Raw genomic sequence first — 12,160 nt, 5'->3', positions numbered from 1 at the left:
GAACGTTGGTGTTCACGTCTCATACTTCTTCCCAAAGCCTGTTTTAAACGAATAATGGCCATTGGCAATTGATAATCATAAAAGGCATTTTTCCCTTCTTGATTCAGTTCCTGATTGATCTTTTTCGTCAAGGGCTCTTGAGGATTTTGGAAAGGAAGTCTTGGTACAACTTGAATCACAAAAGGATGACTTGAAAAATCAACTCCCTCCCAGAAACTTGCTGCACCAAGCAGGATTTGTTGTTCACCTTTTTCAAAGCGTTTCTTTAGCTGATGAACATCCCCATTTTTATACTGGGCCAAGTGGCTAACTGGAAGTAAATCCGATACTGCTAGAAGCATGTCTTTAGCAGTAAAGAGAACTAAAATCGGTTGCTGGAAAGCTTGAACATCCATCAGCAAATCAGCTATCTCTTGAGCATAAACTTCTAAGGAGGTTTCTGTTACCAGGGGAAAATCTTTGACCAAGACCACTTCTTGATCCTGTTTTCCCCGAGATTCAATCTTGACAAATTTGGCTTCAGGATAGCCTAACAGGTCCGCCAAAGAAACTCTTTGACTAATCTCAAGAGTGGCCGACACTCCCAGGACTTGACATGAATCAGGCACTAAGGAAGATAGAAGAATACGGCCTGATTTCGTAGAAGAAATCTGAATTTTCTTTTGACTCGTTTCAGTTGCTTCAAGCCAGTAATCTCGGTCAGCTGTAAAATAACGAACCAACTCCTCAAAGCCTTCTACTTCTAATTCTGAAAAATACTGGTGGAGATTGGCAAGAGAATCTAAGATATTTTTCCTAGATTTGCCAGACTGAAATTGTTCTATCAAGTAGAGACACTCAAAGCGAATACTTTCTAGTATTCGTTGTTGAACCCTGTTTTCTTCTCCTATTAAAGCCTTATCAATCAAATCGACAATAGACTGGATATCGTAGGTCTCTTGAAGCAGATTTTCTAGAGCTAACAAAATCTTTTGAACTTCATCAATAATCAATAAACGGTCACTGACAAATTCAGGATTATCTTCCAGTCTGGTTACAAGATAGGCATGATTGGTCACTAAAAGCTTGCAAGTCTCTGCCCTTTCTTGACTACGTTTCCAAAAATCTTCCGTCACAAATAAACTCTTGGATGATAAATTCCCATCATGACGAAGGTCTGTCAGAAAATGTTGGTAACGGTAGAGTTGCCCAATTTCATCCAAATCTCCTGTCTCTGTCTCTGTCAACCAGACCAAGAGTTGCATTTTAAAACGTCTAAATAAGCGATTTTCATCATTTTCCTGCAAGGAACGATAAAAGGCATCCAACTTCAGGTAATTGTGTGGTCCCTTTAAACTATGAATATCTATATGGAACACTTCCTTGAGACGTTTAGCTTCTTCTTCCATGATTTGATTTTGAAGAATCTTTGTCGGAACACTAAGGACAATCTGACGATTTTCCACTTGGGACAAAGCGGGTAAGAGATAGCCATAAGTTTTCCCAATCCCAGTCGGCGCTTGAATCAGAGAGACAGGCTCATCTTTCAATAGCAAGCCAACCTCTTTAGCAAAACTTTCTTGTTCCTCCCTCACTTCAAGGTTCAACAGAGAAATATTTTTAGAAAAATCCTGAGATAGTTTTCGTGACCCCAGAGGAGTTGCAATTTTCTTGAAATACAGTCCTTGAACTTGGACCAAGTCTGGAGAACTCAGGATAGATTGACTGCGATAAATTTCTTCAATAACCAGGTAGGACTCATATAAGAGAGCGTCAGCCATTTCCAGCAAGCGTTCCAAGAGTCCTTTAGGAAGTTGGGCCATCTTTTCCCGTAAAAAAAGGAGTAATTCTGCAGTAGCTTGGGCATCTGAAAGGGCTGTGTGGGCATGCTTTAGAGGAATTCCTAATTCTCGGCACAAAATAGGCAAGCTATATTTTTCCAGTTCAGGGAAAAAGACCTGGGCCAATTCGACCGTGTCAACACGAGGATTTCTTAGCTCATAGCCTTCAAAAAATAAATTTTCCGCCAAGAGATTGGCATCAAACTGAACATTATGGGCTACAAAAATCCCATCCTCCACCAAGTCAAAGATTTTTCTAGCAACTTGCGAAAAATCAGGTGCTTGCGCCAGACGTTGGTCTGTCAGTCCTGTCAATTCTTTGATATGAGCATCCAAAGGTTCATGTGGATTGACATCCGTCGTATAGTGATTGACGATTTTTCCGTCCTCAATCACAACAATTCCCACTTGGATAATTTTAGCCTTACTACCTGTGCTAGTTGCCTCTAAATCCACCACAACATAGCGATTACCAATCGTTTTCATTATAAAAAATTATACCAAAAAAAGGGCCATTTGGCACCTGCAAACATAGGATAATTTTCAAACTCAAGAAGGTTACTTGCCTTAAAAATCCCAGCAAACAGAGCATCCTAGCCTACTTATTTTTTTTGAAAATATTGGAGAATAAGAAAAATTGAGAGAAGAAATATTTGCATCTTCCTTCTCTCAACGAATCATTTACTTTATTTAACCATGTCAGGATCGTAATCATAAAATCCTGTATCAAGGAAACGGTTTTTAGGGTGAAGTTTACGCACTTCTTCATCCAGCAAGAAGGCTTGGTCATGGCTAAAGTTGCCCTCTTGAATCAAGCTACGCGCTTGGATAAAGAGTTTTGCAATCTCAACAAAGTTCTGACCAGGAGTGTAGAGCCCTTCTAGTTTCCAGTGAGTAAAGCCATGCTCCACCAATTCTGTCAATTTTGTCATCAAATCAAGGTCGTTATTGGCAAAGATGTGAGTACCATGATTGTCTTCAAAAATGGAATAGTGGCTCTCTGGGTCACTTGGCTCAGCCAAGAAGAGGTCACGCTTGCGAGTCTTTTCATCATCGATGTGCGTAAAGTTATAGTAGTTTTGTAAGAGTGGACGTTTAGAATGATGGATGACACTAGCACCGTAAACCAAAACTTCAGCAGGAATTTCCAAAATCTCTGGCATTTTGAAAAGTTCAGCTGATGGAATTTCACGCGCCAAAACAGCCTCAGATGCACCAGCCTTTTGTCCCCAGAAGTTGATCTGACGACTGCTTGTCACCATAGTTGAAGCATCATAGATGGTCTTAAAGGAATAACCATCGCGGTTGACCACGTAAAAGACACCTGCATCCCCAATCGTAATGTAGTCTGTCTTGATTTCTTCCAAAAAGTCTAAGAAAGGCTTGATACGATCCATCATATCTTGGTGCATGAGGGCGTTAACCGCAACGATCAATTCCTTACCCGCATCATGAACTAGCTTAGCGATTTCACGCAATTGGTCATGACTAAAGGTTGTTGGCAGACGAAGGCCAAAATCTTTCTCACCAACATAGATACGATCTACGCCAGCTTCGAGAAGTTGTTTAACTTGTTCAATACTTTCAGCAGTTGCTGTAATGATAATCTTTTCCATAAGAAAAATTATACCACATTTCTAGAAAATCAGCTATTCTTTGAAAATGAAAAGGGACTTTATTCTTTTTGTAACCTTTCTGTAATAATTCTCTGCTGAAAAAATGATAAAATAGGTATGTACTGTTAAGGAGAGAATCATGCCCGTAAGAAAATTACAATCCTATGAGGTAGACTATCAAGAAGAATTAAACCAGCAACTTCCTCATTATCAAGCTTATACACCTGAAGCACAAGCTGATAGCAATCTCAAAGAAATTTTATTTTTTGTCAATATCGCTGTTTTTTGTATCTGCATTGCCATCTTTAGTTTTATCTTTTTATCATTAAAATTAACAACTGTGCTCGCCTTACCTGCAGCAATAGTATCCAGCTTACTTGTTTTAAAAATCCAACGCTCTATTATCAAACGAAAACTTAAAAAATAAACATATCGCCCCATCCGGAGCGATATGTTTATTTTTTCTTTTTCGATGGTGTGTGGATAGCAATCTTCACTTCAAAGATTGTTCCCTTGGGTTTATTATCTTTAACAGTAATGGTTCCTTTTAGGGCATCTACAATTTGCTTGGCCAGAGATAATCCTAAACCAAAACCACCTTTTTGACGGGTTCTAGCCTTGTCGACTCGATAAAAACGATCAAAAATTTTCTTCTTATCTTCTGTCGAAATACCGACTCCATTATCGGAAACTAGCAAATACAGATTACGATCGGTCGCCGAGATAAGAAAATCAATCTCACCATCCTCTTCAGTATACTTGACAGCATTATCGAAGAGAATCGTCATCAACTGCTTCAAGAGCAGTTGATCCGTCACAATCGTTCGATGGATACGATTTTCAAAACGAAAGACACGGTCATTTTCAGAAGCAATCATCTCATAGTTTGTGAAAGTCGTATTGAAAAAACTGGTTGGAACTTCTGCAAGTTCCGGCTTAATCCCATCATCTCTCCGAGCTAAATTCAACAAGTTTGTCGTCAAAAACCGCATATTTCGGACTTCTTCCAAACTCGATGCAATGCTTTCACTCACATCCATAATGGTAGCTTCTGGCTTACGGAAAAGGGTCTCTAAACGATTTTGCAAAACTGCAAGTGGAGTCCGTAACTCATGACTAGCATTTTCCACAAAGGACTGTTGCTTCTGCATGCTCTCAAGCAGAGGACGAACACTGACCCTAGCTAGATAGAGACTGGCGAGCAAAGACAAAATCCAGAAACTTGCCATCACAATCACAATCAATTGCTCATGCTTTTGACTAGCCTGCTCCAACTGACTGGTATTAATCAAGACAGCAGCATACTTGATATTGGTTGAAACCGAACTGATATTGGTTTCCATCAAAATCATGCGATAGATTTCTTCCTGTCCATAGCTATTAAAAACCTGAATCTGATAGATATGGCCTAATTCTTTCTTTTCTAACTTAATCTTATCCAATCCCAAAAATCGATTTCCAGAAAGGAGTTGGGTAAAATTTTTATCAAAAAGAATGACTTCTGTGTTAGAACTGACATTGGGTTTTACTTCAGTCTTGCTAGTATCTGTAGTGGCATTCTCTAAGTCTTTAATCTCTTCTGTTGCCCTATTTACAGCAAGCTGAATAACTGCCTGAGGATTTTCACTCAGTCCATGAAGCTTATCATCCACCGAAGTATAGAGACTCGAATGCATGACCTGTAAAATAATCAGAGTCATTGTCGAGAAAATCAAGGTAAAGACACCAAAGTTGCGGATAAAATAACTAAAGTCATCCGCATACCATGTTTTTTTTAGTTTACTGAACATCTTTTAAAATATACCCAACACTGCGCAAGGTTTGCAAATTCTCTGCAAAAGTGGTTCCTTTTAATTTCTTACGGACTTTTGAAACATAAACTTCGACAACTGAAATCGTTGTGTCACTATCAAATCCCCATAGACGATCAAAAATCTGCGTCTTAGGCAAAATAACATTTTGATTTTGAAGGAAATAAACCAGTAAATCGAACTCTTTCCCCAGCAATTCGACAGTAGTATCTTCAACCTTAACGGTATTTGTTGATAAATTGATGAGAATATCTCCATAAGATAGCGTATTTTCATTAAACTTGCCTGAACGTTTGAGAAGGGCTTGAATCCGCATTTTGAGTTCTTCTAAATAGAAAGGTTTAGTCAGATAATCATCCGCTCCCAGTTCAAATCCATGTCCCTTGTCATCCAAACTTTCCTTGGCAGTCATGATCAGAACTGGTGTCGTAATTCCCTTTTCACGCAATTCTTTCAAGACTTGGAAGCCATTTTTTTCAGGTAACATCAAATCGAGCAAAATCAAGTCATAGACACCACTTTCAGCTTCGTAGAGACCTTCTTCACCATCAAACACCTGCATGACATCCGCAAAATCGTCTAAAAAGTCAAATACTGAATTTGACAGGCCTAGGTCATCCTCAACCAATAAGATTTTTATCATGAGAAACTCCTCCTTATTAAAACCATTATACCAAATTTGCCTTAAAAAAAACTCAACTCTCTACATTTTACATGAGATAGCTGAGTTTTCTTTTTATTTTAGGCTTATTTATGCGTTTCCATATTGAAGAACGACTGCTTCCACTGCAACTTTTTCACGGTTAATCAAGTCAACACGCGCTGCAATTTCCTTGATTCCCATACCGATGTTACGGCTAAGAGCAAGGTCAGAAAGTTGTGGCTCAAAGAATTCCTTGTACTCTGCCAAGCGTTGCTGAGTCTTAAATACATGAGCAGGAAGGATAACAAAGCTATCAAAGCTCATATCTCCACCAAGAGCTGCCTTAATCCAAGCCCAGTTTTCACGCGCCCAAGACCAAGCTGTTTCCTGAGTTGCTTGGTGAGCTAGGAATTGGTAATACCAAGCAGACAAGTCCTGCGGTTTCACCACAAATTTGTCCTTCCAAGCAGCAATCAAGGTTTGGATATTGTCCGCATCTTTACTATAGGCTAGAGCAGCTGCCAACTGACGTTTAAAGACAGCATCTGTTGCGTGAGTATAAGTATCAAGGTAAAGTGCTAACAAGTCTTTAGTCTCATGATGTTTCATCTCATTGATAAGGACTTGTGAGCGAATAGCTGCTGGAAGTCCTGCAAGATTCTCCTTGTGAGCCGCGAAGATTTGGCTAGCGACTTGACTAGCTTCTGCATCATTTGAGCGAATCATCATAGAAACAGCCAACTGACGAACCAATTCATCCTCATCTGATTCTCCGTCTTTAGCTTCAAAACCAAGACGGTCATAATTATGACGAGCCAATTTAGCAACCAAGGCTTTGAAGGCTCTTTCAGCTTCTGTTCCTTCATCGATAAAGCGCTCAAGAGCAGAAATTACTTCAGAAACAGCTGAAACGACAAGGTAAGATTCTTCCTTAGCAAGTTTATCAAGAACTGGGAGCAAGTCAGCATAAGAAATGTGCCCTGCCTCAGCAAGCAAACGACGTTCTTGAACGATCTGCAGTTTACTTGTGTTATCAAGCTCAACTAGGTCAGCAAGAACAGCATCTAACAAGTCTCCTTGATAGTCTGTAATGTAGTGAGCTGTATTTTCTGTGTTGAGGCGAAGTGCTGTTTTGTTTTCAGCAAGAAGAGCTGCGTAGCCAGGAATTTCGATGCTTTCAGTTTCAAGTGTATCAGGCAAACCTTTCCAGTTGCTATTGAGTGGCACAACCCAGAGACGGTTCTTGTCTTCGTTCTCACCGATAAAGAATTGTTTTTGTGAAATCCTCAAAACATCATTTTCAACTTTGACAGTAAGAACTGGGTAACCAGGCTGTTCCAACCAAGAATCCATGAAGGCTGCGACATCACGTCCTGACGCTTGACCAAGGGCATCCCAAAGGTCACGACCAATGGTGTTGCTGTACTGATGTTTTTCAAAGTAGGCATGCAAACCTTTGGCAAAATCGGCATCATCTAGCCAACGACGAAGCATGTGCATGAGACGACTTCCTTTGGCATAGACGATAGCTCCGTCAAAGAGCGTATTGATTTCATCTGGATGTTTAACTTCGACGTGAACAGACTGAACACCATCAGTCGCATCGCGTTCAAGAGCGTGAGGCACTCCACCTGTTTGGAAATCTTCAAAGATATTCCAGCTTGGTTCAATAGCATCCACACAGACGTACTCCATCATGTTGGCAAAACTTTCATTGAGCCAAAGATCATCCCACCATTTCATAGTTACGAGGTTACCAAACCATTGGTGAGCCAATTCATGGGCCACAACAAGGGCAACTTGTTGACGGCTGGCAAAGGTAGAGTTCTCATCCACAACCAAGTAAACTTCACGGTAGGTCACAAGACCCCAGTTTTCCATAGCTCCAGCTGAGAAGTCAGGAAGGGCGATGTGGAGAGATTGAGGAATTGGGTACTTGACTCCATAGTAATCTTCGTAAAACTCGATAGAGCGAACGGCAATGTCCAAAGAGAAATCAAGGTTAGAAAGTGGATGTGCTTTGGTAGAGTATACACCAACGAGGGTACCATTCTTAGTTTTAGCGGTTACCCCTTGCAAATCACCTGCAACAAAGGCTAACAAGTAAGAAGACATGCGAGGTGTTGTCTCAAACTTCCAGATACCTGTTTCCTTACGGTTTTCAACATCGATTTCTGGCATGTTAGACAAGGCCAATTCACCTTCTGCTTGGTCAAAACGTAGAGAGAGGTCAAAAGTTGCTTTAGCTTCTGGCTCATCCACACATGGGAAGGCTTCGCGCGCAAAATGGCTCTCGAATTGTGTTGACAATACTTCCTTCTTGACTCCATCAACTGTGTAATAAGAAGGGTAAATCCCTGTCATGTTGTCTGTAATTTTTCCTGAGAAAGCGATAACCACTTCAACTTGACCAGCCTCAGCTAATTCGATATGAAGAGCTTCATTTTCATGGTCAACTGTAAATGGACGAGCTTGACCGGCAACTTCTACAGAAGCGATTTCCAAGTCTTTTTGGTGAAGGGAAATACGGTCACTCTGTGCTTGACCAGTGACGGCCACCTTCCCAGAAAACGTCTTGGTCTCACGACTCAAGTCTAAAAATAAATCATAATGTTCAGGAACAAATTGCTTAATAAAATGTTCAACTGCTTGCATAGTTTTCTCCTATTCTAAGTTTAAGAGCTGCTGCTCTTCTTCAAACAAACTTATTATAACATGTTTTGCCTAAGAAAAAAGGATTGGACGGTGATTTCTAAAACTTTCTTCCGTCTAACAGTCTACAGAGGGTAGACCTTGCGAAATTCTTCTAAAACAACTTTGCTGTCAGGTGTAAAAGTCAGTCCTGCTTCTCTCAACCACTCGGCGAAACAATCCTCATGAACCTGACGCCAATAGGCAAGTGATTTGTCACCTTCACCTTCCTTAAAGGCATGATCAGCCGAAACTTGACTGAAAGGCTGAACGGAAACCTTTGTAATTTCGACAATACAGACAGCCTGATTTCGACTATCTAAAATGACATCAAAAGTTCCTTCTTGAGGAAGAGACTCGGCTTCTAGTGCATAGAGGTCGTAGGCTGATGCTGTTGCCGTCTTTTCGCCTCTTAAAACCAAATCTGCCAAGAGATCGGCTTCCACTCCAAAAGCCCAAGCATCGATTTCATCTCCGATCGAAGGATTGATTTGCTTGTATTTATTCCACATTTCTTGCGGTGTCATGGGTGCTCCTTTGTAATTTTTTACTTTCTTCTTTTATGTGTTTGAGATGATCTGGATGGTCAATCTCTAAATCAAAAATCTCTGGAATAGAACTATAGTGAATAATGCACTTGATACCCATCTGATTCATTTTTTGTATGAAAGAAGGATTCAGATAACCTGCTACAGCAAAATCAATCTTTTTCGCCCTTGCTTTATCCTGCATCTGTATCAACATATCTACCATTATTGGACTTTCCATATCATGCCATTGACTGTTTCTCACAGTCGCAAAAATAAAAGAAGTCAAATCATTCATTCCAACTACAATCTTTGAAATACCCGTTTCCAGTATTCTGTCCAAATCAAAATACGCTGACGGTAATTCAATCATCGTGCCGACTTTCCCAGTAAAACCCTGCTGACGCAATACTCTAATAGCTTGCTTTAACTGCTCAGCATCATTGACAAAAGGAAAAATAAGAGACAGATTGGGATTGTTTTGATAAACTTCTGTAACGACATTTGCTTCAGCCTGAAATTCATTCGGACATGCCAGTAAACGCCTCGTTCCTCTATATCCAAACAAGGGATGATTTTCATCAAAATACTCTTTAGTTCCCTCTAAACAATTGGCTTCTGTATTCGTTAATTCAGAAAAACGATACCAAACTTCTTCATCTGAGTACAAGGAGCAGATAGTCTCTAGATAATCTTTTACAAATTGCTGACAACTTGGTAATAGGATGTTTTGATTAAGCTCTCTCAACAAGTATTCCCCACGAATCATACCGACGTGGTGCAATAGTTGAGGATAAATTTTTTCAACAATTTGTTCTCCGCTAAGAGCAAGTTGATTTTTCATAGCCATTCACCTCGTCTTAAAAGATACAATATCATATATAATTATATGAAGCTTTTCTCTAGTTCAAAAGCTTCATAAGGTTCAGCTAACTCATATCCTAAAAATTCTGCTACTTTTTTGGAAGCCTCGTTATGAGCATCCCAAAGTGGAAACATATCTCTATTTAAACTCTCTAGAATCATTGCAGCACCAAGTTTTTTAGCAAATCCATTTCCTTGTTCGTTTGGTCTAGTTGCAACTTCCACTTCAACTGCTCCACGGTAAACTAACCCTGAGGAAATCCCAGCAATCAGTTCATTATTTTTAAGAATCACAAAGCCAAATCCACCTTTTAAAACAAAATCTTGATAGGACTCAAAATCCCCCTGTAAATCCTGTGACCATTCTTCCGTAGAAAAGCAGTTATAAATATGATTATCAATAGGCACAATATTGTAATCTTCCTCTAAATGAGTAACTAGATCATTTAGAAATTTAACTTGAAAATTTGCCTTATCCTTAAAAGAATAGCGAGTAAAAGAAATTAACTCCACTTGCCGGTGTAGAAAATCTTGCCACTTAGTATCTTCCGAAATAATAATCGTATCATCTAAACCATATTTTCTAACAAAATCTTCCCAAAATCTGGAATCCAACTCCCCTGCTAGGTATAGAAAATTCCCAACATCATAAAAGCTTGTTGTCCTATCATTGTTTCGGTAGACAGTTCCAATTTGAGATTTAAGACCATAGAGAACCATATTTTTCTTCCATGTTTTAAATAGTTCCATTATCCCCCTACTTCACCTTCCAATTTCTATAGCTTGTCATATCTAATTCTAGAAATCCTAATAATTCAGACTCAATCTTCAAGACTAATGGCGATGCATTTTCTTCTGTGATTTCTTGAATATCCATCCAAACATATCCAAGAGAATCATTCGCACCATCAGACACAGCTTCCGAAATCGTAACTTGAGGTGCACTCTCATTCATTTCAACATCATACAAGGCCATGATATGGTGAACCATAAAATTTTTTAACTCTCCCCTGACGAAAACATCGTAGATTCGAGGATTAGAGTAGCTTCTAACAGTAAATCCCGTCTCTTCCAAAACTTCTCTCTTGAGGGTTTCTGTCAACCCCTCACCGAGTTCCTGACTACCACCCGGTAGATCATACCGATGGTGATAAGGGCCTCTCGTTTTTTCAATGCAGAGTAACTTCCCATTTTCAAAGCAAACAGCGTAGACTCCAAAGTGTCTTTTGATTTCCATCAAATCCTCCTATTTCAAAGACCAGCCACCATCTATTGTCAGAATTTGTCCTTGCATGGCGCTTGCTTTTTCACTTGCTAAGAAAAGACTAAGCTCTGCTACTTCCTCTGGTTCAATCCAGCGCTTGATTGGTGTTTCACTAGCCACCCAGTCTGCTAAGCCATCTGGTTCAAAGTCGGCAGCAGTCATAGCTGTCTTGACTGCTCCTGGAGCAATCCCAAAGACCTGAATCCCAGCTCCAGCATAGTCTAGAGCCAACTGCTTGGTGAAGCCAGCTAAGGCATGCTTAGAGGAAGTATAGGCGTGACCACCTCCACCTGCTAGGCTCGAAGCAATAGAGCACATATTGATAATAATTCCCTTTTTATTTTCCAGCATTTGCGTCAAATAATAGCGAGTCAACTCAACAGGAGTCACGTAGTTAATTTCAAAAATCTCTTGAATTTCCTGAGCTGATTGTTCTAAAAGTGGTTTATAATCATCCAAAACTCCAGCAGTATTGCACAAAACATCAACCTGAGGACACCAGTCAAAAATAGGCTCCAAGTCCAAGGTTAAATCTCTCTGTAAAAAGTGGAAATCACCCTCTAAGAGTGGATTTTCACCTTGGTCAACTCCATAAACTTGAAAGCCATTCTCTAAAAAGAGGCGAGCTTGTGCTAGGCCGATTCCTGAACTCACTCCCGTAATCAATACACGTCTAGTCATGCACTTCTACCCAATCCGTCGCCAAAACATCACAAGGTGTCGGACTCCACATGGAAAAACCTTCTCCTTCTCCAGACACGTTGATTAGGAAATAGGGTGTCACTTTAAGTGCAACCCCGTTTTGTTCGATGGTGTCAAAAAGTTGCACATAGTTTTCAGCCCCTCCCCAACCGGTTCGTACATATTTTTTCTTAGCCTTTAACCCAGGCAGGATCTCTTCAAATGTCATATTATTCTCCTTTA

At 40.0% G+C, this 12,160-nt stretch carries 12 protein-coding genes; 1 reads left to right on the top strand and 11 read right to left on the bottom strand.

Annotated features, from left to right (window positions below):
- Positions 1 to 2,306, bottom strand: a 2,306-nt coding sequence (locus tag WKI42_RS07335; RefSeq protein WP_368081570.1) for a bifunctional DnaQ family exonuclease/ATP-dependent helicase, incomplete at its 3' end; no start/stop codon positions are given.
- 200 nt (positions 2,307 to 2,506) lie between these two features.
- Entirely contained in the window at positions 2,507 to 3,436 is a 930-nt protein-coding gene (locus WKI42_RS07330; RefSeq protein ID WP_000411189.1) for a peptidase U32 family protein, read from the bottom strand.
- A gap of 139 nt (positions 3,437 to 3,575) precedes the next feature.
- Between WKI42_RS07330 and WKI42_RS07325 the strand changes: the two genes are divergently transcribed.
- A complete protein-coding gene (locus WKI42_RS07325; RefSeq protein WP_050272742.1) occupies positions 3,576 to 3,863 on the top strand; it encodes a DUF3270 domain-containing protein in 288 nt (95 codons plus the stop codon).
- 28 nt (positions 3,864 to 3,891) lie between these two features.
- Here the strand turns inward: WKI42_RS07325 and ciaH are convergent, their stop codons facing one another.
- The 9 genes from ciaH to WKI42_RS07280 form a co-directional block, all read right to left on the bottom strand.
- Positions 3,892 to 5,226, bottom strand: a complete 1,335-nt coding sequence (gene ciaH / locus WKI42_RS07320) for a two-component system sensor histidine kinase CiaH (protein WP_368081569.1) — start codon at positions 5,224 to 5,226, stop codon at positions 3,892 to 3,894.
- The gene (ciaR, locus tag WKI42_RS07315; RefSeq protein WP_000590628.1) at positions 5,216 to 5,890 is read right to left on the bottom strand and encodes a two-component system response regulator CiaR; all 675 of its coding nucleotides are present in this window, start codon (positions 5,888 to 5,890) and stop codon (positions 5,216 to 5,218) included. The genes ciaH and ciaR overlap by 11 nt, the downstream gene beginning before the upstream one ends.
- A gap of 108 nt (positions 5,891 to 5,998) precedes the next feature.
- Entirely contained in the window at positions 5,999 to 8,545 is a 2,547-nt protein-coding gene (locus tag WKI42_RS07310) for a M1 family metallopeptidase (RefSeq protein ID WP_368081568.1), read from the bottom strand.
- A gap of 122 nt (positions 8,546 to 8,667) precedes the next feature.
- Positions 8,668 to 9,108, bottom strand: a complete 441-nt coding sequence (locus tag WKI42_RS07305; RefSeq protein ID WP_173306513.1) for an ASCH domain-containing protein — start codon at positions 9,106 to 9,108, stop codon at positions 8,668 to 8,670.
- On the bottom strand, positions 9,083 to 9,952 hold the full coding sequence (locus tag WKI42_RS07300) for a putative PEP-binding protein (RefSeq protein ID WP_368081567.1): 870 nt from the start codon (positions 9,950 to 9,952) through the stop codon (positions 9,083 to 9,085). Before WKI42_RS07300 ends, WKI42_RS07305 begins: the two co-directional genes overlap by 26 nt.
- 41 nt (positions 9,953 to 9,993) lie before the next feature.
- Positions 9,994 to 10,722: a GNAT family N-acetyltransferase gene (locus WKI42_RS07295; protein WP_368081566.1), complete on the bottom strand. Its 729-nt coding sequence runs from the start codon at positions 10,720 to 10,722 to the stop codon at positions 9,994 to 9,996.
- A 7-nt stretch (positions 10,723 to 10,729) separates the two neighbouring features.
- Positions 10,730 to 11,209 carry an NUDIX hydrolase gene (locus tag WKI42_RS07290; RefSeq protein ID WP_368081565.1) on the bottom strand — a complete coding sequence of 160 codons (480 nt, stop codon included), beginning with the start codon at positions 11,207 to 11,209 and terminating at the stop codon, positions 10,730 to 10,732.
- Positions 11,210 to 11,218: 9 nt separating this feature from the next.
- Positions 11,219 to 11,917, bottom strand: coding sequence for a 3-oxoacyl-ACP reductase (locus WKI42_RS07285; RefSeq protein WP_050242412.1), 699 nt, complete (start codon positions 11,915 to 11,917; stop codon positions 11,219 to 11,221).
- Complete coding sequence (locus WKI42_RS07280) at positions 11,910 to 12,146, bottom strand: DUF2829 domain-containing protein (protein WP_050242411.1); 237 nt, start codon at positions 12,144 to 12,146, stop codon at positions 11,910 to 11,912. Before WKI42_RS07280 ends, WKI42_RS07285 begins: the two co-directional genes overlap by 8 nt.
- Positions 12,147 to 12,160: the final 14 nt, after the last annotated feature.

It is taken from the genome of Streptococcus pseudopneumoniae, assembly GCF_038148935.1.
Lineage (GTDB): Bacteria > Bacillota > Bacilli > Lactobacillales > Streptococcaceae > Streptococcus > Streptococcus pseudopneumoniae_U.
This window is presented reverse-complemented; position numbering and strand designations above follow the sequence as displayed.